This is a genomic window from Salinispora oceanensis, from assembly GCF_000383575.1.
Taxonomy (GTDB): domain Bacteria; phylum Actinomycetota; class Actinomycetes; order Mycobacteriales; family Micromonosporaceae; genus Micromonospora; species Micromonospora oceanensis.
Window position 1 is genome coordinate 3219665 of the sequence record NZ_KB911579.1, and the last position, 24685, is coordinate 3244349.

At 68.0% G+C, this 24685-nt stretch carries 21 protein-coding genes, 2 tRNA genes and 2 pseudogenes; 12 read left to right on the forward strand and 13 right to left on the reverse strand.

Going from position 1 to position 24685, the window contains the following annotated elements; all coding sequences use genetic code 11:
* Nucleotides 1-5: 5 nt before the first annotated feature.
* Together SALPAC4_RS0115115 and SALPAC4_RS0115120 are read right to left on the reverse strand one after the other, a co-directional pair.
* Nucleotides 6-719 (reverse strand): DsbA family protein, encoded by a 714-nt coding sequence (locus SALPAC4_RS0115115; protein WP_019871037.1) that lies wholly within the window; start codon nt 717-719, stop codon nt 6-8.
* The gene (locus SALPAC4_RS0115120) at nt 712-1236 is read right to left on the reverse strand and encodes a MauE/DoxX family redox-associated membrane protein (protein ID WP_018729761.1); all 525 of its coding nucleotides are present in this window, start codon (nt 1234-1236) and stop codon (nt 712-714) included. The genes SALPAC4_RS0115115 and SALPAC4_RS0115120 overlap by 8 nt, the downstream gene beginning before the upstream one ends.
* Before the next feature lie 285 nt (nt 1237-1521).
* Between SALPAC4_RS0115120 and SALPAC4_RS0115125 the strand changes: the two genes are divergently transcribed.
* The 3 genes from SALPAC4_RS0115125 to SALPAC4_RS0115135 all read left to right on the forward strand — a co-directional run bounded on the left by SALPAC4_RS0115125 (nt 1522) and on the right by SALPAC4_RS0115135 (nt 4631).
* The gene (locus SALPAC4_RS0115125; RefSeq protein ID WP_019871038.1) at nt 1522-3186 is read left to right on the forward strand and encodes a copper resistance CopC/CopD family protein; all 1665 of its coding nucleotides are present in this window, start codon (nt 1522-1524) and stop codon (nt 3184-3186) included.
* 16 nt (nt 3187-3202) lie between these two features.
* The gene (locus SALPAC4_RS0115130; RefSeq protein WP_019871039.1) at nt 3203-3943 is read left to right on the forward strand and encodes a YcnI family copper-binding membrane protein; all 741 of its coding nucleotides are present in this window, start codon (nt 3203-3205) and stop codon (nt 3941-3943) included.
* 103 nt (nt 3944-4046) lie between these two features.
* Complete coding sequence (locus SALPAC4_RS0115135; protein WP_027644469.1) at nt 4047-4631, forward strand: hypothetical protein; 585 nt, start codon at nt 4047-4049, stop codon at nt 4629-4631.
* A gap of 179 nt (nt 4632-4810) precedes the next feature.
* On the opposite strand, the gene SALPAC4_RS0115140 is transcribed toward SALPAC4_RS0115135, so the two are convergent.
* Nucleotides 4811-6073 (reverse strand): glycosyltransferase 87 family protein, encoded by a 1263-nt coding sequence (locus tag SALPAC4_RS0115140; RefSeq protein ID WP_019871041.1) that lies wholly within the window; start codon nt 6071-6073, stop codon nt 4811-4813.
* A gap of 68 nt (nt 6074-6141) precedes the next feature.
* Here SALPAC4_RS0115140 and orn point away from each other — a divergent pair, with 68 nt between their 5' ends.
* From orn to SALPAC4_RS0115155, 3 genes are all read left to right on the forward strand, one after another.
* Nucleotides 6142-6738, forward strand: a complete 597-nt coding sequence (orn, locus tag SALPAC4_RS0115145; protein WP_026323243.1) for an oligoribonuclease — start codon at nt 6142-6144, stop codon at nt 6736-6738.
* 88 nt (nt 6739-6826) lie between these two features.
* Nucleotides 6827-6902 (forward strand) — tRNA-His (locus SALPAC4_RS0115150).
* 290 nt (nt 6903-7192) lie between these two features.
* Entirely contained in the window at nt 7193-8566 is a 1374-nt protein-coding gene (locus SALPAC4_RS0115155) for a hypothetical protein (RefSeq protein WP_027644468.1), read from the forward strand.
* Between the two features lie 26 nt (nt 8567-8592).
* Here the strand turns inward: SALPAC4_RS0115155 and SALPAC4_RS0115160 are convergent, their stop codons facing one another.
* Entirely contained in the window at nt 8593-9780 is a 1188-nt protein-coding gene (locus SALPAC4_RS0115160; protein WP_019871043.1) for a L,D-transpeptidase, read from the reverse strand.
* A gap of 381 nt (nt 9781-10161) precedes the next feature.
* Here SALPAC4_RS0115160 and SALPAC4_RS0115165 point away from each other — a divergent pair.
* The 3 genes and pseudogenes from SALPAC4_RS0115165 to SALPAC4_RS26620 form a co-directional block, all read left to right on the forward strand.
* Nucleotides 10162-10237, forward strand: a tRNA-Lys gene (locus tag SALPAC4_RS0115165).
* A gap of 332 nt (nt 10238-10569) precedes the next feature.
* Nucleotides 10570-11148 carry a GNAT family N-acetyltransferase gene (locus SALPAC4_RS0115170; RefSeq protein WP_019871044.1) on the forward strand — a complete coding sequence of 193 codons (579 nt, stop codon included), beginning with the start codon at nt 10570-10572 and terminating at the stop codon, nt 11146-11148.
* Nucleotides 11149-11181: 33 nt separating this feature from the next.
* Nucleotides 11182-11321, forward strand: a pseudogene (locus tag SALPAC4_RS26620) (kinase); the annotation flags it as partial.
* A 75-nt stretch (nt 11322-11396) separates the two neighbouring features.
* On the opposite strand, the gene SALPAC4_RS0115175 reads toward SALPAC4_RS26620, so the two are convergent.
* A complete protein-coding gene (locus tag SALPAC4_RS0115175; protein ID WP_019871045.1) occupies nt 11397-12368 on the reverse strand; it encodes a saccharopine dehydrogenase family protein in 972 nt (323 codons plus the stop codon).
* Entirely contained in the window at nt 12365-13771 is a 1407-nt protein-coding gene (locus SALPAC4_RS0115180; RefSeq protein WP_027644465.1) for an MFS transporter, read from the reverse strand. The genes SALPAC4_RS0115175 and SALPAC4_RS0115180 overlap by 4 nt, the downstream gene beginning before the upstream one ends.
* A 97-nt stretch (nt 13772-13868) precedes the next feature.
* Here SALPAC4_RS0115180 and SALPAC4_RS0115185 point away from each other — a divergent pair, with 97 nt between their 5' ends.
* On the forward strand, nt 13869-14540 hold the full coding sequence (locus SALPAC4_RS0115185; protein WP_019871047.1) for a TetR/AcrR family transcriptional regulator: 672 nt from the start codon (nt 13869-13871) through the stop codon (nt 14538-14540).
* 289 nt (nt 14541-14829) lie between these two features.
* Nucleotides 14830-14955: a hypothetical protein gene (locus tag SALPAC4_RS28830; RefSeq protein WP_263404839.1), complete on the forward strand. Its 126-nt coding sequence runs from the start codon at nt 14830-14832 to the stop codon at nt 14953-14955.
* Between the two features lie 15 nt (nt 14956-14970).
* Here SALPAC4_RS28830 and SALPAC4_RS0115195 read toward each other — a convergent pair whose 3' ends face one another.
* From SALPAC4_RS0115195 to SALPAC4_RS0115215, 6 genes and pseudogenes are all read right to left on the reverse strand, one after another.
* Nucleotides 14971-15753: a hypothetical protein gene (locus SALPAC4_RS0115195; protein WP_027644464.1), complete on the reverse strand. Its 783-nt coding sequence runs from the start codon at nt 15751-15753 to the stop codon at nt 14971-14973.
* A 469-nt stretch (nt 15754-16222) separates the two neighbouring features.
* Nucleotides 16223-16353 (reverse strand): annotated as a pseudogene (locus SALPAC4_RS29140) (NAD(P)H dehydrogenase); the annotation flags it as partial.
* A gap of 38 nt (nt 16354-16391) precedes the next feature.
* A complete protein-coding gene (gene fabG, locus SALPAC4_RS0115200; RefSeq protein WP_027644463.1) occupies nt 16392-17096 on the reverse strand; it encodes a 3-oxoacyl-ACP reductase FabG in 705 nt (234 codons plus the stop codon).
* A 249-nt stretch (nt 17097-17345) separates the two neighbouring features.
* On the reverse strand, nt 17346-17645 hold the full coding sequence (locus SALPAC4_RS28545; protein WP_188116877.1) for a hypothetical protein: 300 nt from the start codon (nt 17643-17645) through the stop codon (nt 17346-17348).
* Between the two features lie 727 nt (nt 17646-18372).
* Entirely contained in the window at nt 18373-18762 is a 390-nt protein-coding gene (locus SALPAC4_RS0115210) for a hypothetical protein (RefSeq protein WP_019871052.1), read from the reverse strand.
* 411 nt (nt 18763-19173) lie between these two features.
* Complete coding sequence (locus tag SALPAC4_RS0115215) at nt 19174-20613, reverse strand: MFS transporter (protein ID WP_019871053.1); 1440 nt, start codon at nt 20611-20613, stop codon at nt 19174-19176.
* A gap of 580 nt (nt 20614-21193) precedes the next feature.
* Here SALPAC4_RS0115215 and SALPAC4_RS25735 point away from each other — a divergent pair.
* Nucleotides 21194-22873, forward strand: a complete 1680-nt coding sequence (locus SALPAC4_RS25735; protein WP_080640904.1) for an alpha-keto acid decarboxylase family protein — start codon at nt 21194-21196, stop codon at nt 22871-22873.
* Between the two features lie 170 nt (nt 22874-23043).
* On the opposite strand, the gene SALPAC4_RS0115225 is transcribed toward SALPAC4_RS25735, so the two are convergent.
* Nucleotides 23044-24666: a hypothetical protein gene (locus SALPAC4_RS0115225; protein WP_019871055.1), complete on the reverse strand. Its 1623-nt coding sequence runs from the start codon at nt 24664-24666 to the stop codon at nt 23044-23046.
* Nucleotides 24667-24685: the final 19 nt, after the last annotated feature.

Consider the following 24685-nt stretch of genomic DNA (forward strand, 5'->3'; position numbering starts at 1 on the left):
ACGGATCAGCTGGCGGCCTCCACCGCGGCCCGGATGGCCTCCGGTGACCAGTTGTTGACCTGCTCACCGTCGACCAGGATGGTCGGCGTACCGGTGATCTCCGCGCGGCTGGCTTCCTCGGTGACGTGTTCGGTCCAGGACAGGTAGGTGCCGTCGTTGACACACGAGCCGAAGGTGTCCCGGTCGAGCCCGGCCGCAGCCCCGATGTCGATCAGCTCGGCGTCGCTGAGCTGGGCGCCGTTCTCGGGTGGCTGTTGGACGAAGAGCGCCTCGCTGAACTCGCGGAACTTCCCGCCGGCCGAGGCGCAACCCGCGGCGGCGGAGGAGCGGGTCGAGTACTGGGTGGTCGAGAAGCGGTTCAGGAAGGCCACCGGGTGGAAGACCACCCGTGCCTTGCCCTCGTCCGCGAGCTGGTCAACGGTTTCGCCGTTGACCTCCTGGAACTGCTTGCAGGCCGGGCAGAGGTAGTCCTCGTACAGGTCGATGGTGACCGGCCCGGAGCCGTACACGATGCCGGTGCCGGCCTCGTTGGCGCCAGGTGGCGGAGTGAACTCGTCGGCGCGCTGCTCGGAGTAGACGGCCCAGCCGGTGAAGCCGGCGATCACCAGCACGAAGACGGCGGTCGCCGACACCCACAGCGTCCGCCTGCGCCGCCGCTCCTGGGCCAGCTGGTCCCGGACCACCCGGGCGGCCTCCTTGCGACCCTTCCGACTACTCATCCTTGTCCTCCACTGCGCGTTCGCCCAGCAACCAGCCGTCCACCGAGAACGGGGTGCGGGGCCAGATCAACAGGAACCCGGCCAACGCCAGGAATCCCAGGTCCCGGAGGATTTCCGGGAGGTAGCTCGGGGTCTGCCCCGGGGCCAGCTCGCCGCCGACGCCGAAACAGCCGCAGTCGATGTTCAACCCGCGGGTCCAGGCCGAGACGATGCCGGCGATGAAGACCAGCAGCAGCGCCACCGAGACCCCGGCGGTCAGCCGGGTCGCCAACCCGAGCAGCACGAGTACGCCGAGGGCCAACTCGAGGAAGGGCAGCGCGGCGCCGATCACGGTCGCCAGGTCGTACGGGAAGATCTGGTATGCGTTCACCGCTCGGCCGGAGGCGGCGAGGTCCCCAACCTTGGCGGCGCCGGCGAGGAGCCAGACCGCGGCCAGGCCGAGCCGGGCGGCGAGGCCGATCCAGGGGCGGACGGTCGGCCAGCGGGCAACAGGGCTGCTCGATGTGGTCACGTTCATGTGGTCGCTCCTCGCCGCCGGCAAGTTCCCGCCCTTATCCGATCCACGTCAGGCCGACGGCGGGGGCAGCGGATGCGGTGTCGCGCGGGGCCAGGATCATGACAATCCAGGCTACGCGGAGCTAGATGTGGCGGTAGGGACCTTCGCCCCTAGATGGGCTCTGCCACGTCGGGAACTTTCCGCGGGCGAGCCCCGACCACCCATTCATGGGCCGGCAGGCGCGGCCCGGTCCTGGGCCCCCTCCGGCCCGGTCCGGTTGGGCATCAGGGAGCGTTCTGGGTGAGCATGACCGGCATGACTGTCGTCCTCCGCCGCTGGAGCGCCCGGCTCACCGCCGTTGGTGGCCTCCTGATCACCCTCGTAGCCCTGCTACTCGCCCCGGCCGGCCCGGCCAGCGCCCACGCGGTGCTGGTGAGTAGCAGCCCGGCCTCGTCGGCGGTGGTGCCGGACGCGCCCACCGAGGTGGTCCTCACCTTCAGTGAGTCGGTCCGTAAGGTGCCCGGCAAGACCCGGGTGATCGCACCGGACGGGTCGCGGGCCGACCGGGGCGAGCCCAGCTTCGACGGCGCGGTCGTCGTGATCCCGGTCGACCCGAACTCCGGTCGCGGCACCTACCTGGTCAGTTTTCGGGTGATCTCGGCCGACAGTCACCCGGTCTCCGGTGCCTTCACCTACTCCGTCGGTGCCCCGTCGACACCCCCGGTCGACACCGGCAGCGACAGCCGCGCCGACCCGGTGGTGAGCGCCGGAATCAAGGTCGGCAAGTATCTCGGCTACGTCGGCCTGCTGCTCCTGGTCGGCCCGGTGCTGGTCCTCGCCCTGCTCTGGCCCCGCCGGCTGTCCCGTCGCGGCCCCGCCCGGCTGGCGTGGACCGGCCTGGGCCTGCTGGCGTTCGCCACCCTGGCGACGGGCTGGCTCCAGGTCCCCTACACCAACGGCGGCGGCGTCTTCGACATCACGGGTGCGGGCCTGAGCACGGTGCTGGGGAGCGCCTTCGGCGCCGCGCATCTGGTCCGGCTGGGCCTGCTCGCGGCGGCGGCCTTCGTGCTCCGGCCGGTGCTGGCCGGCCCGGTCGGCCGGACCGATCTGGTGATCCTGGGCGTCCTCGGCGGTGCGGCCCTGCTGACCTGGCCCCTGTCCGGTCATCCGGCGGTCTCCCCGGCCCCGGTGGTCTCGGTTGTGCTCGACGCGGTGCACCTGGGCGGGATGGCGGTCTGGCTCGGCGGGCTGGTGATGCTCGTCGGCTTCCTGTTGCGCCAGGCCGACGAGGGGGAGCTGACCGCGATCCTGCCGATCTGGTCCCGCTGGGCGGCGCTCTCCGTCTCCGCGCTGCTCGTCGCCGGGGTCGTACAGGCGTTGATCGAGGTGGCCTCTTTCGCGGCCCTCGTCGACACCCCGTACGGTCAGCTGCTGCTCGGCAAGGTCGGGCTCTTCGTTCTGGTGGTCGCGGTGGCCGCGTACTCCCGGGCGCTGGTGCGTCGGCGCACGGCGGCCGAGCGGCCCGCGCCGGTGCGTCGGGCGATCATGGTTGAGCTGGCGATCACCGCCGTGCTGCTCGGGCTGGCGGCGGTGCTGGTCCAGACCACCCCGGCGCGGACCGCGGTCGCGGACACCGCGCAATCCGACGGTGGCTACTTCTCGACGACTCTGACCAGTTCGTTGTACTCGTTGCAGGTCGAGGTGGACCCGGCCAAGCGCGGCAACAACTCGGTCCACTTCTACGCCTACACCCCGGACAACCGACCCCAGCCGGTGGCGGAGTGGCGGGCCACCGTCGCGCTGCCGGCGGCGGGAATCGAACCGATCGAGGTGCCGTTGCTGCCACTGACCGACAACCACGCGACCGGCGAGATCAACCTGCCCGCGTCCGGGGATTGGCAGCTGCGGGTGACCGTCCGCACGTCTGAGATCGACCAGGCCACGGTGACGACCACCGTCGCCGTCAAATAGGAAGGGTTCCCACTTCATGATCCGTCTCCGGCGCAGCTCCGCCCCCGCCCTCCTCGCGCTCGGCGCGGTCGCCGCTGCCGTGTTCGGCTTCGCCGGGCCCGCCTCGGCGCACATCACGGTCGACCCGAAGGAGGCGACCCAGGGCGGGTACGGCCGGTTCGCCTTCCGGGTGCCGAACGAGAGTGACACCGATTCCACCACCAAGGTGGAGATCTTCCTGCCGGAGAACGCCCCGCTCGGATCGGTCTCGACGATGCTGGTCCCGGGCTGGACGGCGGAGGTGGAGAAGCGCACGCTCGACGAGCCGGTGGAGGTACACGGCAGCCAGATCACCGAGGCGGTAGCGAAGATCACCTGGACGGCGCAGCCCGAGGCCGGGATCGGGCCGGGCACGTTCCAGGAGTTCCCGGTCTCGGTGGGGCCGCTGCCCACGGTTGACACGATGGTCTTCAAGGCGCTGCAGACGTACTCGGATGGAACGGTCGTGCGGTGGATCGACGAGCCGACCGCCGACGGCGTGGAGCCGGAGGCCCCCGCCCCGGTGCTGGAGCTGGCGGTCGCCGCGGACGCCGATCCGGCGGCAGCCCAGGACGGGACGCCGGCCGCGGCGGAGGACGGGGCGACGGATGACGCGGCGGCGGGGGAGGGGCTGGCCGTCGGGCTCGGCGTCGCCGGCCTGGTCGCCGGCCTGGGTGGCCTGGTGCTGGGTGGGCTGGCCTTCACCCGGTCCCGACGTGAGCCCGCGCCGAAGGCCTGACCCGCAGCGCCTCTCCGCGGCGATGACTGTGGATATCCCCTGTTTGGGCGCTTCGGGTCGGTAAGGTCGTCCGAGTGCTCGACTACGGAGAGGGGTGAAGTCGGTGCGTTTGGTGCGGGTTGTCGCCGGGGTGCTGTTGATGGTCACCGGGATTCCGGTGCTGCTCGGTGGGGCCGCGCTCGGCGCTGACCTGACCCTGGACCTCCGGGCCGAGCTGCGGGAGAGCTGGGTCGCGCCGGTCACCGCCGCCCTCCTGGTTGGTGGGATGCTGCTGGTGTCGGGGGCCCTGGCGCTGCTGCTGCGACCGGTTCGCCCCCGGGAGGTGGTCTTCGTGGTCGAGCCGGACCAGGTGCCGCTCCTCGCCGGCCGGCTGGGAGTGACCTCGCTCAGCGGGCTCGGTGCACCCGCTGCCCGGGCGGGGGAGCAGCCGGTCGTCGCGCGAGACGGAAGCCCGCTCGTCCCACCGGCCCGGCAGCTCGTGTCGGTCGGCGCTTCCGGTGAGCGGACCCGTTCGATGCCGCGGCCAGCCGGGGAGCGCACGATCGCCCCGGCGGGGCGCCGGCGAGTGCCGGAGGCCGGCCCGGCCTGGCCGCTCAACGAGCCGACGGAGGCCGATGTGCCGGCTGATTCCGGCCGGTTGTCGGCGCGGCGGCTGCGGCGGTCTGCTCCGTCCGACTCTGCGCGGTAGCGGCTCGACTCGGCACTGCGCGGTGGCGCCTTGGCCATGCCCGGTAGCGCGACTCGACTGGGCGAGGTGCCGGTAACGGGGGCGAACGAGGACGGCCCTCCGTGCTGCCGACACGGAGGGCCGTCCCGCACCGGGGGATCGGTGCTACCGAAACGTCACTTACTTTCCCTGACGTCAGGTTAGCGCGCTGTGGGCGTCTCGTGAAGAGTGTCCGATTGAATCGGTCTGCTGTTGCGGATCGGCAGCACCGCCAGCAGCACCAGCCCCAGCAGCACGTACACGTTGCGATCCACGAAGTCGGCGACCGTGTCGGTGGGCACCAGGGCGGTGCCCCAATCGTGGAACGTCACCACGCCGTACACGGTGATCACGGCGACGCCGACGGCGAGCAGCCACAGCCGGCGGCGCGTGCTGCCCGGCCTCGCGCCGAGCGCCGCGTCCACCAGAACCACGACGGCCGGCACGAACCAGTAGATGTGATGGGGCCAGGTGATCGGGCTGATCAGCGCACCGACCAGGCCGGTGAGAGTGAGGCCGGCCAGCGCGTGCCCGGCACGGGCCGCCCGGGCAGCCCGCCACAGCCCGTACCCGGCGACCACCGCGACCAGGGCGAGCCACAGGAGCCGGTCCGGCTCCTGTGGCACAGTGAGGCGGTGGATCAGACCGAACAGTGACTGGTTGCCGGTGTAGTCGGTGCGGCCGACCCGGTCGGTCGCCCACAGCTCGTGCGTCCAGTAGCGCCACGACTCGAGCGGCAGGACAGCCGCGGCGAGCAGCGTCGCTCCCGCCGCCGTCGCGCTCGCCACCGCTGCCGCCCGCCACCGCCGGCAGGCCAACAGATAGACGATGAAGATGCCCGGGTACAGCTTGAGCGCCGTCGCCAGCCCCACCCCCACCCCGGCCCAACGTCCGTTCCGCGGCACGGCGAACAGCAGGTCCGCCAGGATCAACACCACCAACAGCATGTTGATCTGCCCGAAGGTGATGGTCTCCCGGGTGCTCTCCACGGCGAGTACGAGCAGCACCGCCACGGTGAGGGTGAAGACGCGTGGCAGGTTGTGTCGGGCGATCACCGGGTCAACCAGCCACCGGGTGGTCACCACCACCGCCAGCACCGTCAGCACCGTGAAGATCGTCACGGTGGCGTTCAACGGGAGCAGCGCGAACGGCGACAGGAGCAGCGCGCCGAGCGGTGGATAGGTGAAGAACAACTCGCCCTGCACCGGGTCCGGCTGGACGTAGTCGTAGAGCGGTTCGCCCGTGGCCCACCACTCCATCGCCGACATGTAGATCTTCAGGTCGAAGAAGCCGTGCTTCCACCCGTTCAGGTAGAGCGCGGGCAGCACGGCGGCGATAGCCAGTACCGTGACGATCCGACGTGCCGTCCGTCCGCTGGTGTCGTCCTTGACGACGACGGTAGGGGAGGTGGGTTCGGCTGGCACGAGAGAACCCTAACGGTCGCGGTGCCGACAGATGCGCGGCGCGCGGGCCGCTGGGCTGCGCGTAGGCTGTGCCGGTGGCAGATCTACTTGTCTGGATCGACTGTGAAATGACCGGCCTGGACCTCGGCGGCGACAAGCTGATCGAAGTCGCTGCGCTCGTGACCGACCCCGATCTCAACGTGCTCGGTGAGGGCGTTGACGTGGTGATCCGCGCCGACGAGGCGGCGCTGGAGAAGATGCCCGAGATCGTGGCGACGATGCACGCCAAGTCCGGGCTCACCGAGGAGGTCCGCCGTTCCACGATCGGGCTCGCCGAGGCGGAGGAGATGGTCCTCGACTACATCACCAGTCACGTGAAGGACCCGCGTACCGCCCCGCTCTGCGGCAACTCGATCGCCACCGACCGGGGTTTCATCGCCCGGGACATGCCGCGGCTGGACAACCACCTGCACTACCGGATGATCGACGTCTCCTCAATCAAGGAGCTCTGCCGGCGCTGGTACCCCCGGGTGTACTTCAGCCAGCCGCGGAAGGGCCTGGAGCATCGGGCGCTGGCCGACGTGCGCGAGAGCATCCGGGAGCTCGAGTACTACCGGCGAACGCTCTTCGTGCCGCTGCCGGGCCCAGACGTGGAGAGCGCCAAGGCCGTTGCCGCGAAGCTGTAGCCGCCGGGCCGGAACCCGCTGGACGCGGTGGCGCCGGTTGCGGCTATTATTGGTCGCGCCGCCAGGGTAACCCCCGGCGCGGCGGATGGTGGCTGTAGCTCAGTTGGCAGAGCACCGGGTTGTGGTCCCGGTTGTCGTGGGTTCAATTCCCATCAGTCACCCCAGAGGTGGATCTAATCCACCGCAGCTCAGGCCCCCTCCACGGAGGGGGCCTGAGTCGTTGTTGAGCAGCATCGACAGCAGCCGTGGATCTGTCTCATGCCCCCGCGGTAGCCGGCTGGATAGTTTTGTCTGGTTTATGGACTTTTTCCAGATTTGTTGCCTCGGATTACTTACGTCGGCCTAGCGTTGCTGGTGGCTGCCACCGCCCGGCTCGGTAGCCGAGGGACACCGACCCGGCCGTTGCGTGGGCTGGTGCCCCCTCGCCGCTCACGGGAAGGACGCCGACGCCGCGATGAACCAGCAGGAGCGCACCCACGGACCCGAACTGGACGACCCGAAGGAGAGCCGGGCTAGGCCACGGCGACGGTGGTGGGCCATCGGGGTGGCCGGGATGACCGGCCTGGCCCTCACCGCCGCGGGCACGCCGGTCACCGTGCCCGGCGGCGACCAGCCCAGCAGAGCCGCCAACGACCGGCCCTCGGGCTGGGAGCTGCGTGCGGACGGACGTGGTGCGGGCCAGGACGGCAAGACCGACCGGGACAAGGGCAAACCGGTGGGGACGCCGGTCCCCTGTGACGCGGACCGGTTGATCGCCGACGTCACCCAGGCGAACGCCCGCGGTGGTGCCGTGCTTGACCTGGCAAAAGACTGCACCTACCTGCTCACCGCCGACCTCGACGGCAGCGGGCTGCCCGCCATCACCACCCCGATCACCCTCAACGGTGGCAAGAACACCACCATCGAACGCGCCGCCGCCACTGCCCAGTTCCGCATCCTCACCGTCAACGCCGGCGGCGACCTCACCCTCAACCACCTGACGATCACTGGCGGCCACACCAACGATGCGGGGGGAGGGGGAATCCTCGTCAACGCCGGCGGAACCCTCGCCACCAACGACAGCACCGTCACCCGAAACCTCTCCGACAGCAACGGCGGCGGTATCCGTAACGCGGGAACCACCGTCGTCACCCGCTCCCAGGTCAGCCGTAACACCACCAACCAAACCGGCGGCGGAATCGAAAGCACCGGCCGGTTGGAGCTCGCCAGGTCGCAGGTCGACGACAACTCGGCCCTCCTCGCTGGTGGGGTCTTCGCCCCGGGCGTCACGATCCGAGCGGGGAGTATCTCTGGAAATCATGCAACGTCCGCGGTCGGCGGGCTGTTCGTCCAAGGCGGCGTCAGCACGCTTGTCGGCACCCGGATCGCCGGGAACACCGCCATCATCGTGGGCGGCGCCGCTGTTACCGGCAGCGGTGAGCTGACGCTGCGGCACGTCAAGCTCGCCGACAACACGGCCAACGCCGTCGGCGGACTCTTCGTCCAAGGGGGTGCCGTTGTCGGTAGTAGCGCCGTCGTTGCGGACAGCGTCATCGAGAAGAACATCTCCACGGCCAGCATCGCTGGTGGAGTCTTCAACGCGGGCCAGACGGTAGTGCGGCGCACGAAGATCAACGACAATCAAGCCGGTCTGGGTGGCGGCGGGGTTTTCAACACCGGCACCGGCACGCTCACCCTCGATGCGACCAAGGTCGTCAAGAACACCGCCGGCACCGACGGTGGGGGCATCTTCAACGACGGTACGGTCGAGTTGAACACCGCTACCGGCACCATCGTGGTCAAGAACCGACCCAACAACTGCGTCGACGTTCCCGGCTGCTCGGGCTGACCTCGGCCTGCCTCCGGCTGACCGGTTCAGGTGTCAGCGGAGGGAGATGTTCCCGACTCCACCGGCAGGGCGCTGCCCTTGACGTACTCCTCCCAGCTCAGGTTCCAGTCGGTCCAACCGTTGCCGTTCTGCAGCTTCCGTTCGGTGCCCTGCACCTGGACCGGGTCCCCGATCCGGGTGTTCTCGAAGAGCCAGGCGCCGTCGGCCATCGACACGTTGACACAGCCGTGGGAGACATTCACCGAGCCCTGCTGCCCCTCCGACCAGGGCGCGGCGTGGATGAACTCCCCACCCCAGGTGAGCCGCTGCGCGTACTCGATGTCCGTCCGGTAGCCATCGTCCGGCCCCAACTCCTCGTAGGTGTCGAAGACCGTCTCGCGGAGCTTCTCGATCACCACCATGGTGCCGCTCGACGAGGGCGTGGACTCCTTGCCGAGGCTCACCGGGATCGTGCGTACCTTCTCGCCGTCCTTCGTGACCACCATCTGTTTCGTCTCGTTCTCCACCGTCATGATCAGCGCTGGGCCGATCTTGACGTCGACGGTGAGGTCGGCCCGGCCGTACCAGCCGTCGCCGAGCGGCAGGCCGCCAGCCTGCACCCGGTACGAGACGGTGCTGTCCGCCTGCCAGAACTCCCGTGGGCGGTACCGCACCTCGGTCGGGCTGACCCAGTGCCACACCCCCTCCTGCGCCGGGGTCGCCGTCACCGTCATTCGCCGCTGCACGTCGTCCCGGTACTCCTCCGGGATGTCCCGCCCGAACTTCACGATGAGCGGCATCCCGACCCCGACCACCTGCCCGTCGCCGAGGAAACTGCTGATCCGCACCTGCTGATCCGGCTCGGCCATCGTGGTGAAGGTGCTGGTCGCGGTGACCGGACGGTCATCGTCTCCGGTTGCGGTGACAGTCGCCGTGTACGTCTCGCCGTACTCGAGCGCACCGGCGGGCAGCCAACTAGCGCCGTCGGCGGTGAGGGTGCCTTCGACCGCCCCGCCGGCCGAGTCCACCAGCGCGACGGTGGTCTCCCGGGACTCCTCCGCCGTGAAGGTGATCTGCGTGGACGCGGGTACGTCCCGGGCCTCCGCGGCCGGCTCGACGATCACGACGGAGGCCAGTGGGGGCGGTGTCGGGTCGTCGGTGGTGCCGTCGGCGGGTTGGTCCCCGGAGGCGCAGGCGGCGGTGAGCGTCAGGACGCCGGTGAGTAGTCCGGCCACGAATGCGGGCCGACGCAGACCGGGCCGACGCAGACCGGGACGGCGTCTCCCGTGCCGGAGCGGCGGGTGCGGAACGGCTCGCATGTGCTTTTCCTTACCTCTGGTCGTTGCAGCGGTAGACCGGGTGTCAACGCCGACGCAATCGGTCCGACGGAGCCGAGACGGAGCTGGTCGCCACCGCCCGCGGAACTGTCTTTCCACGCCTTCGGCGCGCAACTGGCGCACATCGTGCCGCAACCACGCCCCTCGCACTCACCCGCCCAAGGTCACCTCGGTGGTTTTGGTGCTATCTGTCCCGAAAACTCGACCGAAAGAGGGGAGCGGGGATCGGATTAGAAGCCGGCTGAACTGGCGTGCTAGGGTTCTCCCCGTTGCCAACGAGCGCCGCTAGCTCAACTGGCAGAGCAGCGGACTCTTAATCCGCGGGTTCGGGGTTCGAGTCCCTGGCGGCGCACCAACGAGCAAGGCCCTGACCTGGTACTTCTGTGCCGGTCGGGGCCTTTCGCGTACGGCGGTGGTGGCTGGTCGCTCGGTGGGTGCTCGGGAGCCGTTGGACCGGGTTGGGCTCGGTGGGACGGGGTGCGATGCCAGCCGGGTCGGAACCATGGATCCATCGGGTGGGCCGCTGTCCGGTGGAGGGGACCGGGCGTGGTTAGAGTCGGTTGTGCGTGCGATTGAGAAGGTCAAGCACACGCTCGGCATTGAACGCTCGGTGCGCCGCCGTGCGTACGCCGGTGCGATGAGAAAGGCGCAGATTCCTGACCCGACGAGGTAAAGTCCCGCGTCGTGATGACAGGGCTCGATCAACAGGGTGAGGACGGCCGCCGTCTCGGTCAGGAAGCGATGCGACGGCTACGGCCCGCTTCCGTGCGCATCGTGCATCTGAACGGCCCGACATTTCAAGCCCTTGCCCGGGGCGACCTGGCAGCGGCGAACATGGCCAGCCCTGTTCCCCTGTCGGCCTACTTTGCCGGCCCGGACTGGCGAGGCGTGTGGCAGATGCGTAGAAGACAGGTCGCGGACGACCCGGCCAGCGCGGCGTGGGTCACCGGAGTGATCTGGGACGAGCAGCGGCATCTGGCCGTGGGGCGGGCCGGCTATCACGGGCCGCCGGACCCGGCGGGGATGGTGGAGATCGGTTACGCCGTTGACCCGGCGCTCCGGCGACGTGGCTACGCCCGCGCGGCGCTGGAAGTCCTGCTGCGCCGTGCCGCCGAGGAACCGCAGGTCCGTACGGTTCGGGTCACCATCAGCCCCGACAACCTGGCCTCTTACAAGCTGGCGGCACAGTACGGCTTCATCGAGGTCGGACAGCAGTGGGACAACGAAGACGGCTTGGAAATCATTTATGAGCTTGCCTCAAGCTGAGAGGTAGGCAACGGCGAGTGGTCTTCCGGTCGGCTGCCACGTATCTCCGGCTCGGGTAAGAGCAGCATCGCCGGTGAGCTGCGACGCCGGCACGGCCGGGCTGCGCCCTGGTCGAGCAGGACTCCCTGCGCCGTATCTTGCTCCGCGAGCGGGACAAACCCGGCGGAGCGGCCCGGCGCCCCTGGCGCCGGGCCGGTCACGTCGCCCGCCCGCACTGCCAGCCGGGCCGTGCTGCCGGGCGGCCAGCTTCAGAGGTTGAGGGTGAATCCGCTGGCGGCGAGTTCGGTGAGAAAGGCTCTCGGCTCCACGAGGTGCTCGATGTGCCGTACTCCCGAGGGCATAGCGGGCAGGCCTCGGATGAGTAGCGCCGCAGCGAGACCGGTGGCGCGGCTTTGCCGGCGACCGCTGAAGCCTGCCCGACTGGTGCCGGAGTCGACGGTGACGGCAAATCCGTCACCGCCAAGCTTGATCTTGGCCAGCGCGTCCAGCATGGTGCGGCGGACCCAGGGGCGATGTAACAGGCTGGCGATGCCGGGTCGCCCGGCGGCTGCCAGCAGCGCGGTGGTCAGCCGGGAGTCCAGGCATAGGCCGGTACTCGCGGCGACACCCAACGTGGTGGACAGCGTGTACTGGTCTGAGAACGGGAACCGATACACGGTTCGCTCGCCGTGCGGAGCCGGAAATCGCACTGCCCACGAGCCGTGTAGGCGACCCAAGCCATCGAGAGTCCAGGCGAGCGCCGCTGGCCCGTGCCGTTCCCCGGAACCGAGCAGCACGCCGATTCGCACCTGCCGTGTTGTTGACTGTTCGACGCAGTGTCGGGCAAGCAGGTTGCTGACCCCGGGGACCAGTCCGACGCTGAGGGCCGCTGTGGCCTGCCGCTGGGAGGCGAGCTCGTCCAATCGTTCGATCTCGACGTGCAGTTGGTGGGAGGCCGAGATGTCCACGTAGTGGATCCCCCGCTCCAGGCAGGCGCGGGCGATCCGCGCGTTGTCGAGTTCGGCGCACATGAGCACGGCGTCAACCCCGTTGAGCGCGGTGGCCAGGTCGCCGGGATCGGCGGCGTCCAAGCGCACCACGGTGGACCCCGGCACGCGCGGCGCACGGTGTGGGTTACGGCCGGCCACTACCACGTCCGTTGTGGGCAGGTGACTGACCAGTGCGGCCACGGCGTGCATGCCGACGGCGCCGTATCCGCCGAGGACGAGGATCCGGTTCATCGGGCGACCGCCTCCTGCGGTGGTGTATTGCCGCTCGTCGGCTTCTTCGGTTCTCGGGTGCCCATGGACAGCGCGTAGAGGACTCCCAGGACGGCGATGGCGGCCGCGCCGGCAAACCCGATGCGTAGACCATCGGCGAGCGCGGTGGCCCCGTCGCCGCTGCCGCGGCTGTCGGTCCATGCTGCCGAGGCCATGAGCAAGGCGGTGAGGCCAAGGGCGGCGCCGAGGCGTTGGGCGGTGTTGACCAGGCCAGAGGCGGCTCCTTGCTGATTTTCTGGCGCACTGCGTACGGCGGGGGCGGTGGAACCGACGAACACGGCAGGCAGGCCGACTGCGAAGATCAGGCTGGCCGGCAACACGGCGGTCAGGTAGCCGGCGCCGGGGTGCAGCAGGGTCGCATATCCGGCCAGGCCGAGCGCGAGCAGGAACATCCCGGCCGCGAGAACCACGCGTGACCCGAAGCGGCCCATCGCCCAGGGCAGCGCGGTACGCGCGGTGACCATGTTGACGGCGGCGATGGGCAGTACGGCGAATCCGGCGGCGAGGGCGGAATATCCCATGGCCTGCTGGAGCATGAGTGACAGCAGCACGAACGCGGGCACGTGGGAGGCGCCCACGAGAGCGTTGGCCGCGACGCCGGCCCGTACCTGGCGTATCCGCAGCAGTTGCGGCGGCAGGATCGGGGCCGGATGGCGCCGCTGGTTGATCGCGAACACCGTACCGAGCCCGAGGGCGGCGACGGCTGCCGTGTAGGTGAGCGGCGTCCACCCGGCGGTGGGCAGCTCGGTGGCGAGCAGGACCACGGCGATCAGGGCCCCGGTGGCGGTGAGTCCACCTACCAGGTCCAGCCGCGTCCGAGCGCCGCTGGCGCGCCCGGCCCAGGGCGGGTCGGCGGGGAGCAGGCGCGGGCTCAGGAGAAGGGCGACCACACCGATCGGGACGTTGATCAGAAAGATCCAGGGCCAACCAAGTGTCTGGGTCAGGACGCCGCCCAACGCCACACCCGAGCCCGCGCCGGCGGCGGCCATGGCGCTCCAGACCGCGAACGCCCGACGGTAGGCGGCGGGTTCGGTGAAGATCGCGGCGATCAATGCGAGCTCGGCGGGGACCACGATCGCCGCACCAACGCCCTGTATCGCTCGACCCAGCAGCAGCGTGCCCGCGTCGGGCGCGAGGCCCGCCAGTAGCGACGCGCCGGTGAACAGCGCGATTCCGGCCTGGAACATGCGACGTCGGCCGAACACGTCCGCGGCCCTACCGGCGACCAGTTGCAAGCCGCCGAAGGTGAGTTGGTAGGCGTTGACCACCCAGGTCACCCCGGACTCGGTCAACGTCAGCGCTGCACCCATTGCCGGCAGTGCGACGTTGACGATCGACACCTCGAGAAACACCACGAGTTCCACGGAGGTGAGCAGCAGCAGCGCGGCGAGCCCACCCCGGCCCCAAGTTTTTGTAGTCACGCTACAAGAATGTTTTTGTAGTGGAGCTATAGTCAATGGGGTGAGCGAAACACCACACCGCAACCGCCAGCAACCAACCGTGAAGACACCACCCGAGGACGGCAGGACCGCGCGATCCCGGTCCACCCGGACGCGCATCACCACGGCGGCCACCGAGCTGTTCACCACTTCCGGCTACAGCGGCACCAGCATCGCGGCCATCGCCGCCAGGGCCGGCGTGAGCGAGCAGAGCGTCTACTACAGCTTCGGCACCAAGCGGGCCATCCTCACCGCGGCCCTCGACCTGGCCATCGCCGGTGACGACGAACCTGTTCCCACACTTGAGCGCGCCTGGGTGCGGGACGCACTCGCCGATCCGGACCCACGCGGGCAGATCCGCCGGCAGGTCGCCGGCGCCGCAGACGTCTACCGGCGCGCCGCGCCACTGTTGGACGTCGTGCGCAGCGCTGCCACCATCGACGCCGAACTAGCCGAGGTATGGGCGACCAATCTTCAGCAGCGGCTCACCGTGCAACGCGTCTTCGCCGAAGCGTTGGCCCGCAAGACGCCGCTGCCCGCCGACATGACCGTCGACGCGGCTGCCGACACCGCTCTGGCCATTCTCAGCCCCGAGACATATCACCTGCTCGTGCACCACCAGGGCTGGGTACACACGCGATGGCGGGACTGGGCCACAAATGCTCTGCAACGCCTACTCACGACGTTGCCGTAGCGCAGAAGCGATCCCGGCTGGATCACGCCGGGCACCCGTCCGTGGAGCGGGTTCGACGAAACAGCAGTTGCGGTGACGTACTTGTCCTGCACCAGGCGGGGCGCGACCGGCTCCGCCGGCAGGTTGTAGAGGAGCGGTCGCGAGGGCGCCGGTTGATCTGGAGAACGGGCTGTTCGGCATGTGCGCATCCGGGCAAGGCCCTGACCCGGTGGTTCACACCGGTTCAGGGCCTCCTGCGCGTACGGCGATGGTGGCCGGTCGCTCGAGAGCCGTTGGACGGTTGGACACCATGATCGCCCTGGCCGTCAACGAGGTGCGGGCGCCCGTAGACCGACAGAAGCTGCGGAGTCAGCTTGCCGAGCCGTGGTTCCAGGAACTGCGCCGCCATGGCGGCGAGGCCGCGGGCTTGATGTGAACGGTGGATCCGTCGTCACGGCAGCACCGCGCCTCGGTAGATGCGGTCGAAGAGGTTGAACAGGGGTGGGTCATAGGCCTGCAACTTCGTCCGCGTGTTGATGTCGTTGTGCACGCCGTCGCCGCCGGGTGGTCCGGGGAAGTTCACTCCGAAGTAGCTCTGGATACCCTCGGCGAAGTACTCCTTGATATCCGTTCCCGCGTACGTGTTGGTCCACAGACCGCTGGCGCGGGCGTTGCTCCAGGCACTGGACAACTCGGGGGACATCGCGGGGTCGATGTTCTGCAGGGCCATCAGATGCAGGGTGTGTCCGAACTCGTGCACGAAAAGATTCGCCCGCCCCTGGTTGTCCAGCACGTTGCTCTCGGTGCAGGTCGACAGCGGGAAGGAGGGGGTGGCGCCGAATCCGGCCCAGTACCGGTCGTCCAGGCTCGTGCCGAACTGCTGGTACACGTCGGGGATCGCGCTCATGCGCTCACCTCGGGCGACGACCACGAGGCGGACGTTCTGCCGGTTCAACTCGTGTACGGGCCAGTACGGGTAGGTCCACAGCAAGGTCCCGAGCTGGTTCCGCATCCGCACCAGGGTCTCGTCCTGCAGGTGGTGCGGACCGAAGACCGGTAGCCCCCAGGCATCGACGTACTTGCCGTACCACCGGGTGTCCAGACCGTACTTGGTTACCAGTGACGGCGGAATCGGCCCGACCGATTCGGCCAGCGCCGGTGACGCCCCGACAATCGTGGACAGCAGTCCTGTCGCGCCAGCGGCCAGCAAGGACCGGCGTGTGATGGCACCCAAAACATCGACTCCCCTCATTTGGGTTGCCATCGTCACGCGATGCCTGACGTCGTGTCAAATCCCCTGGAAGCATGGAGGATCCATGCTGAGGTTTGAGCCTCCAGAGATCGTTCCTTTGATCGTTTGTAGCCGAGTGGTGAGCGACCGTCGCGACCCGGCTATGTCTGCACGAACCGCGTCGGCTCCGGCCGGGCAGCGGTTGCGCCACTGCGGCCGGAGCGGCGAGACGTCAACGTCGCCAGTGCTCGGGAGCTGCTCGGGTGCCGTAGACGACGTGGCCACGAGGGCCTGATTCGCCACATTCCTTTGACTCTGTGATCGGCGATCGCCGGCAGCTTCCACACCCTGGTCGTGCAGCCGACGAGTTGCGGCAACCTTGACTGCACGGGAGGCACGGGGCAGCGCGCCCATCCCGCGCTCACGCGGGCTGAGGACGTCTGCGCACCACCACGATCGGCGAGGTGAAGTAGCCGGCGACGAACTGGCTCGGGTCGGCGTAGCCAGGGGGCAGCACGATCCCGCCCCAGTGGTAGAAGACGGAGAGGGGGAGCAGCGTCGCTTCTGGCCGCCGTGCAGGCTGGCGGTGGAGGTGAAGGCGGTGTCAAGACGTCGGTCCGGACACGGCGAGGTGCCAGCCGCTAATGTCCCATGCTGAGGCCACCGTCTACCGGAATGATCGCGCCGGAGACATAACTAGCGGTGTCGCCAGCGAGCCAGGTGACCACGCCAGCGACATCATCCGGCTGGGCGAATCGGCCAGCGGGGATCGCTCGGTGGAACTCGGCACGCCGCTCGTCGGGCACGGCGGCGAACTGCTCGGTCTCGACCGGTCCCGGCGCCACCACGTTCGCGGTGATGTTACGACTGGCGAGTTCGCGGGTGAGCGAGCGGGCTACGCCGACCAGCCCGGCCTTGCTGGCGGCGTAGTTGACCTGGCTGTGGCTGCCCGTGAGGCCAACCACGGAAGACAGGAAGATCAGCCGGCCCCACCCTTCCCGCAGCATGCTGTGCGACGCGCGGCTGGCACAACGAAAGGCACCGGTGAGGTTGGTGTCCAGCACCCGACCGAATTGTGCCTCGGTCAGCTGCGGAAACGGCCCATCATCAATGATGCCGGCGTTCGCCACCAACACCTCGACTGGTCCCAACTCGGCTTCGACCTCGTCGAAGGCCGCGTTGACGCTGCCCGCATCACGGACGTCACATTTGACGCCGAAGAAGCCTTCTGGAGACTCCTGGCCACGGTGTGCCACGGCCACCCGGTCGCCCTGTTTGCTGAATGCCTGCGCGGTGGCCAGGCCGATTCCCCGGTTGCCGCCAGTCACCACCACGGTTCGGGACATTGGAGCCTCCTTCCGGCCGACCTGGGTTACCCGGCCGGTCTCGGTTGACGCGCGGAAGGCGGAGGGGTTTGGCCCACTCCCTACCCGACCTTCGTCCCGCTGCACCACCGACCGCACCTGTCCCAGCACGGCGCGGCTACCGCTGCGCTCCCGAAGGCGCTGGCGAGGGAACGGTGTCCGGAGCGCGACGTTCCGCAGCACGGCCGGTATCGATTGGTGCCAGGTTGCATGCATGAGGACGGAGGGGCGTCAAGCGGGGACGATCTCGCCTTGGGTCAGCTCGAGGTTCGGGAACTCGTATCGTTCCCGCATGGCAGCGGCCAGGTCCGCGGTCGCTTGGTCGATCATGACCATGACGCCGGACCCGTCGGCGCGGGGTGCCACTGCCGCGACGGCCACTCCTTCGGCTTGCCAGTACTGGATGTCCTTCTTGATACTGTCCGACACCTCGTTGAGCACGGTGCGTGGATGTTGCGCGTCGGCGAAGGCCAACTGGACGTCCGGGTGCCGGAGGCGCAGACCGGTGTCGAGTTCGTCCACACCTGGCACTGGCACACGGTGGATCACCAGTGCCACTCCATTGGTACTCACGCCGGAGTACGAGTTGGTGGGGTAGGTGCGTTCGGCGTCGCGGATCAGCAGCTCTCGCGGTGGGTCACCGACAGCCGTGGAGGGCGTAGTCAGGAGTTCTCGGGTTTGGGCTGGTGGCGGCCCCGTCGGTTGTCCGAGATCATTGGTTTCGGATCTGGCGCACCCTGCTGTCGCCACCAGGAAGCTGGCTGCCGCGACCAAGCCGATTCGCTGCGTGCGCCTGGCAAGATTCAGCACAGCCGCGGACCTGACACCTTAGTTTTGCTCCAGCCCTCGGTTGTCCTGGGTTGCGCGATACGCCGACCCGGCGAGCGACCACCGGGTAGGTGACCGGAGTGCGCTCGCGGCGCGTGGTGCGCAGTCGCCTCGATTCGCTCGAGCTTGTCGCGGGCGTTCTGCTGGCGGGCGTGGTTGGTGTCCCTGGTGCGCAGCGTTCCGCGGTCGGGAGCGGTCACGAGGGGTCTCCGTGGTTACACGTTCGCCGGCGACCCACGCTACACCGATGTCGATACATGCCGCACCCATCATGTTTGACGAGGCAGACCCATTCCTGGACGCCAGCTATCGACGCAGGGCCGGGGTGCGCAGGGTTGCTCTGCTTGACCCCCAGCGGTCCCGACCATGATGCCGACCGGCGCCAGGTTGAAGACCGAGCCAGGTGCCAGCCACCGGGCCAAGACCTGCTTCAGGCGGGCTTGTTCGACTGGTGCTCGCCGAAGCTGACTAGCCCTACCGTGCTGACCAGCAGGCTGACGGCGATCGTGAGGCCGAGCGTCAGGTTGAGCAGCGGCCTGGCGTTGATCGCGCCCAGCACGGCCGCGTTCGCCGCGCCGGCCAGGAACAGGGCGGCCGGCCCCCACCAGGTCGGCCGTGCCGCCGACCGCGACAGGGCCAGCACCCCGGGAATGAGCGCGCCGAAAGCCGCCAGCACCCCGATCAGCCAGTTGCGCAGCGCCTCCGGGTCGAGCCCTTCGGAGCGTGGTTCGGCGCCGGACAGCAGCGCGGCGCAGGAACCGATAGTGAGCAGGGCGACCAGGCCTGCGGCCGACCGGAAGATTCCCGTGTGTAAGCGCACTCCAGTACCACTTCCGATCTACCCGCCGGGGTCAGAACTAGTGTGCAAGTGGGGTGGACCTGCCGTAAGGCAGCGCGTGAATTGTAGTCGAAAAGGGTCACCTTTGTCGCCCGTCAATGCCCCCGCCAGTACGGTGCCGATCGACATGGCGATCGCCGGCAATGCCAACACGTCGACCGAGGGCGTACATCTCGTTAACCTCCCGTCCGCGCAGCATGCCGTGCCCGTGGCCCGAGGCCGAACAGAAGATCCTGCTCGACCTGCGGAGCTCAGCGAATCCACCGGTCGTCATCCCGCACCAGACGTCAGATCCGGACGTGGGTTGGAGTGGCGCGGGAATGGCCCTGGACCGCCATCGCACCGGGCCGGGCCCCGCGTAGGGCGGGACGCCCGCCCGGGGTAAAGAGTGGATCAGGATGGCCGATCACGTCCGTGGCGGCGGCTGCCGAGGAGCTCGACCAGGCTGGTGAGCAGGGCGGCGGCGACAATGCCGATCGCCACGGCGAGTGCGTACCGGAGCGCGGTTGGCCAGCGTCCGTCGTTGGCCCCGAGCGTCGCGAACAGGGTCGCGGTTATCACCGCCAGCCCGATTGCGGATCCGACCTGCCGCATGGTCCGGTACATGCCAGCGGCGCTGCCGGCGTCAGCCCGGGGCACCTCCTGGAGAGCCAGCGTGTTGTTCGGTGTGATCACGAGGCCGCCACCGATCCCGACGAGTAGTAGCGTGAACCCGTTCACGATCGAGAAGCTCGCCCCGTGTAGGCCGGCGAAGGCTATCGTCACGGCGAGACTCGCCACGACGATGATTAGTCCGATAGCCAACAACGGCCGGCCGTAGCGGTCAGCCTTCCGTCCTCCGAGCACAGCCCCGAGGACTGAACCTATCGCGAATGGTGCGATCGTGAGACCGGTGTTTAGTGGACTGCGGTCGAGGCCGTACTGCAGGTAGAAGCTGAAGATTGCCGGTAGTGGGGCAAACCCGGCGCCGAGCAGGAATCCGATCAGTAGTCCCCAGCGGTACGTCCGATGGGAAAACAGACGGAAGTCGAAGACCGGTGGGTGGCGTCGTGCCGTGGCGTTTTCCCAGGACCGGAAGGCGACGAGGACACCAATTCCGACCGGTACCAATAGCCACGGCAGTAGCCCCGTCCACTGTCCCTGTTGCAGTGCGGGCAGGATCACCAACATGGTCCCGATGGCCAGTAGTAGCGTACCGACCAGATCGTGTTGGTGATCGGTCTGGTGACGGGTCGGTCTTTTCGGGAAGTAGCGCCAGATGAGCACCGCCGCCGCGAAGCCGATTGGGGCGTTAACGAGAAAGACCAGCCGCCAGCCGTCGTCCGTCCCGCCCACAGCGATGACTATGCCGCCGATTAGTGGGCCGAGGGCGGCGCCCGCGTGGGAGGTGGCACCGACTGCTCCAAAAGGGCGGCCTCGTTCCCCGGGGCGAAACAGCTCCTCCACCAAAGCGTTGATCTGGGGTGTGAGGATACCGGCGGCTGCGCCCTGCAGGAGCCGGGCGGCCACCAGCATGGTGCCGGAGTTGGCGAGTCCGGCCATCGTGTTGGCGCCGACGAACAAGGCGAGGCCGAGGAGCAGGGTAAACCGTCGTCCTTTGGCGTCACCGAGCCGACCTGCGGGAATGAGGACGAGCGCGAACATTAGCGAGTAGCCGGAGAAGACCCATTGGAGAATGTTGTTGTCGGTGCCCAGCGCGCGGTCGATTGAGGGCAGCATCACGGTGATGGCACCGAGGTCGATCCAGCTGATCAGCGAGACGGTCAGCGCGATGTTGAGGAACCGCCACGGCCGAGCATACGCGGCCGCTACCGGAACGTTTGACCGCGACATCCTCACCGCCTGATCCTGAGACAGCACCTACCGGGACCCGGTTCGGGGCTGTCTGCCTGGCCCGCGACCCGCCGGCGTAGGCGGCGGGCCTGAACCCTGCCGCCGCTCCGGCTGTCCGCACGGTCATCGCGTCAGAAAGCGGGCGCTCTCGGTCCCCTGCCCGCTTCGGGAGCAGTGAGTGCAGCAGAAAGGGGTCGGTGGCCATCGTGACGTTTGGGGAAATTATCAACCCTGGGCGGCGGACCGGTGACCGAATCGGCGATTGAGTCGACCTGGGGCCCAGGAACTGAGCCGTCTGGGCATGCACGGCGGTGGCCTTGATCTCCGCGCCGTACGGCACCCATTCGGACGGCCCCGTCCGGGACTACAGGCCCTGTGACCGCCCCCACTCGGCTTACCCGAGCCCAACGAGGCGGTGTTCGGTGAGCTGCGGCCAGCGTTGCGGCAGCCTGACAACCTGTGGGCAGTGCGGCGGCTCGCGTCGCCGAGTTAGAGAAGTTTACCGTGAGCGCGAAACATCGAGGCTAGGGTGGGGCTGTTCCGCGGCACATATCCGAAGAGTGCTTCCATTGGAGGGTCGGTGGGGGAGAACGGGGAGTCGGTAACGGTCGGCGACCTGTTGCTTGGTCGCCTCCATGACCTGGGTGTGCGGCATCTCTTCGGAGTGCCTGGCGAATTCACAATGGGGTTCACCGGGCAGGTTCTGGCCTTCGACGGCATTGACTGGGTCGGGAGTTCCAGCGAACTGAACGCCTGCTTCAGTGCTGATGGCTATGCACGGATTGCTGGCCTGGGAGTGATTGTCTCACAGTTCGGTGCGGGTGAATTATCGAGTATGAATGCAATGGCTACCGCGATGGTTGAGTCGGTGCCGATCGTATCGATCGTGATTGCCCCATCGACGGATGTCCTGCGGGAGCGTGCCCTGATCCGTCACTCACTTGTGGATAGCTTTTCGGACCATTGGGTTCAGGTGGCCCGGCAGGTGACCGTTGCCCAAACCTCGTTGACCCCGGAGTGTGCGCTGAGGGAGATCGACCGAGTTCTGGCCGAGTGTTGGTCGCAGCAACGTCCCGTGTACATACGGATTCCTGAGGATGTGGCGCGAACGCCCGTCCCGCAGCCGTCGCGACGTCTCACCCGCCCGGATCCGATCTCGAACTCCGCGCAACTGGACGCGTTTGCCGTCGCTGCGCAACGGCGACTCACAGACGCGGAGCGGCCAGCGCTACTGGTGGGAAATATTCCGATCCGCCTGGGTCTCGGGCCTGCTGTCGCCGCGTTCGCAGCCGAGCACAACTGGCCCGTCGCCACGCAGGCGCCCGGTCGGGGATTGTTTGACGAGTCTGATTCTCGTTTCATCGGGCTCTATAGTGGCAGTGGGAGTCGTGATCCAATCCGGGAGGTGGTTGAAGGTGCCGACGTCCTGGTCTGCTTGGGTGTCACCTTCTTTGCATGGAACGGTCTTTTCGCCGTAGACCGAGATCCTGATCGGATCATAAGCTTGGAGCGGGATTCCGCAGAGGTTGCCGGCACCCGGTTCGGCCCGATCTCAATGGCTGCGGCGCTGGGTCAACTGCACGAGATAGCGCCTACTCGTGCGAGTGGTTGGCCGAGTAGCATGGCTCCATCGATTAAGCCGTCCGAACTGGCTCGGGCGGGCACCGGGCCGATCCGTCATGAACGGCTGTGGCCTGCCCTCCAAGGGATTCTCCGTCCGGGGGATATCTTGGCCGGGGAGGTTGGGACATCATTTTTTGGTTTGGCAACGATGCGATTGCCGGCCGGGGTTACCGTTTTGGTGGCGCCGAACTGGGGGGCGGTCGGTTATGTTGTTCCTGCGTCTTTCGGTGCTGGAGTCGCGGTGCCCGAACGGCGAGTGGTGTCGATTACCGGCGACGGGGGCCTGCAGATGTCCTCGCAAGAAATCAGCCGGATGCTTTTCTTTGGTCAAAACCCGATCATTTTCGTGATCAATAACCGTGGCTACACCTCCGAGCGGGCAATTGAAAAAGAGGTTGGGAGAGGCTATGGGGAGGAGATACCTGATTGGCGCTACCGTGATCTACCGGCGGTGTTTGCTGCGGAGGGAACCTTCGCGGTGCATATCGCCCGGACCGAGGCCGAGCTGGCCGAGATCTTAACTGGTATCGAAGAGCGCCCGAACCGGTTGACTCTCATCGAGGTGATGGTCGATCCGACGGATGTGCCTGAAGGAATGCAGCAGTGGAGTCAAAAGGCTGCCGCCCCGCAAATTTAGCGGAGGGAGTGCGTTGCGCCCGTGTGGCATGGCCCCGACGTGTCTGATTCGGCGCTTTCTCTCATTTAATGGTTACTGGGGCGATCGCAGTGTGGCCGCCGGCCAACGGGCATCGTCTGTGGTAGGGGACGCCGCCTAGCCAGCGGGGTCCCCTACCACGGATGGTGGTGCTACTCGGTGACTGTAGGGCGCCGGCGCGCGAAGTGGATCAGCACCGCGCCGATGACCACGATGCCGCCACCGATGCCACCGAGGAGCGCCGTCTTGGCTCCGGTGATGGGCAGGCCGCCGCTGCCGCCGTTGCCATTACCGTCGTCGCTGCCGCCGTTGCCGTTGCCGTTGCCGCCAACGGTGACGATCAGCTTGACCTCGTTGTTGGCCGGGTCAGACTCGGTGGGTCCGGTGTGCGATCGGACCCGTAGGGTGCCGTCATCACCGGGCGTTGAGATGATCCGCAGCTTCATCAGCCCCTTGACACCCTCGTACCCGGATGCGATCGCCGGCCACTCGGACTCGGTACTGCAGGTGACCTCGGGAAGTTCCTCGACCGGCTGCCCGTTATTGTCCAAGAAGTAACACCAGGGACCGTTGTAATCCTCGTCGGCGACCAGCACGGTGCCGGTCGGTGCCTTGAACGTCCAGCTGGCGCCACCATCGGACGGGCCGTTGTTGACCACTGTATAGGGGATTTCGACGATTTCGCCGATGGCGCCGTTTACCGGCTCCGCGGTCACCGCAAAGTCGTGCGTGTTCGGCTTGGTCCAGAATGAGAAGCTGGCCCAGTTGTTCTCCGTGTTGCCTTCGCGCAGGCGGGCGGCCCGCGTGGTGGGCTTCAGGTCGGCGACAGCATCTGCGAATGTCTTCCCTGCCGACCCATTGCGGGTCAGCGACTTCGGTGACCGCTCGTCTTCCAGGTCGTCAACGAGTCCGACCTCGACGGCTCCGCTGTCCTCAGCAGGGCCGCGTAGGTTCTTACCGAAGGCGACGTGGAAGAGAGACGTACCCTCGGCGTCAACGAACTCGATGCCTTCACCGACACCGAGCGGCTCCAGGTTCGGTGGCGCCGGGCAGGTGACGACGTTCGGTCCGTAGACGTAGCCCTCCGGGTGCTCACCCGGCCACCAGTCCCGGTACTCACAGTCCGAGTACTGCTCGACGATGCCGGCGCCGGCCGGTACCGAGATCTGGACGTACCATTCGTCGGTCGGTGTGTCGCCGTCGTTGTAGATCCCTGCGGTGACCGGATGTACGTCGCCACCGCCGACCGGGTCATCTGGACCGGAGAGGTCGGCAGTCGACGCGACCAGGTCGGGGCCGCTTTCCACGATTACGACGTCGAGGTCGCCGCCGCTGATGTACTCGGCGCCATCGGGGCCAAAGGCGTGAATCGTGCCCTTGAGGGTGCCGGCGGGGCCGGGCTTGGCCTGCTGCTTGCTCCTCAGCTCGAAAGCGTTTACCCATTCGGTGTGCTGCGCCGGGAGACCGGTGAGTTCGCAGGTCACAATCCGACCATTCGCGTCGCAGTGGTCGATCCAGTCAGGCACGCTGATGTCGACCTCATGCAGGTCACTTGCGTCGAACGTCATGGTCACGTCGCTGGCTGGCTGGTCGCCCCAGTTGTAGGCATAGGCCCCGACGAGCCGGCCGCTGTTGTCGACCTCCCCGTTGGCGCTGTAGGAGATTGCCAGCTGAGGACCTGCGGCGAGGGCAGGAGGTGATATCAGAGTGCCGGCGGACGCGGCGACGACCAGAGCGGCCGCGCTCGCCGCTAGGCGGACCTTGAGATAGGACATGGCCAAGCAGAATACATAT

Excerpts from the sequence above, each read along its gene's own strand:
- SALPAC4_RS0115175 (WP_019871045.1), bottom strand. The coding sequence starts at position 12,368 with ATGAACCGGATCCTCGTCCTCGGCGGATACGGCGCCGTCGGCATGCAC.
- fabG (WP_027644463.1), bottom strand. The coding sequence starts at position 17,096 with ATGTCCCGAACCGTGGTGGTGACTGGCGGCAACCGGGGAATCGGCCTG.
- SALPAC4_RS28830 (WP_263404839.1), top strand. The coding sequence starts at position 14,830 with ATGATCGCCCTGGCCGTCAACGAGGTGCGGGCGCCCGTAGACCGACAG.
- SALPAC4_RS0115170 (WP_019871044.1), top strand. The coding sequence starts at position 10,570 with ATGACAGGGCTCGATCAACAGGGTGAGGACGGCCGCCGTCTCGGTCAG.
- SALPAC4_RS0115225 (WP_019871055.1), bottom strand. The coding sequence starts at position 24,666 with ATGTCCTATCTCAAGGTCCGCCTAGCGGCGAGCGCGGCCGCTCTGGTC.
- SALPAC4_RS0115215 (WP_019871053.1), bottom strand. The coding sequence starts at position 20,613 with ATGTCGCGGTCAAACGTTCCGGTAGCGGCCGCGTATGCTCGGCCGTGG.
- SALPAC4_RS0115130 (WP_019871039.1), top strand. The coding sequence starts at position 3,203 with ATGATCCGTCTCCGGCGCAGCTCCGCCCCCGCCCTCCTCGCGCTCGGC.
- SALPAC4_RS0115155 (WP_027644468.1), top strand. The coding sequence starts at position 7,193 with ATGAACCAGCAGGAGCGCACCCACGGACCCGAACTGGACGACCCGAAG.
- SALPAC4_RS0115115 (WP_019871037.1), bottom strand. The coding sequence starts at position 719 with ATGAGTAGTCGGAAGGGTCGCAAGGAGGCCGCCCGGGTGGTCCGGGAC.
- SALPAC4_RS0115120 (WP_018729761.1), bottom strand. The coding sequence starts at position 1,236 with ATGAACGTGACCACATCGAGCAGCCCTGTTGCCCGCTGGCCGACCGTC.
- SALPAC4_RS0115125 (WP_019871038.1), top strand. The coding sequence starts at position 1,522 with ATGACCGGCATGACTGTCGTCCTCCGCCGCTGGAGCGCCCGGCTCACC.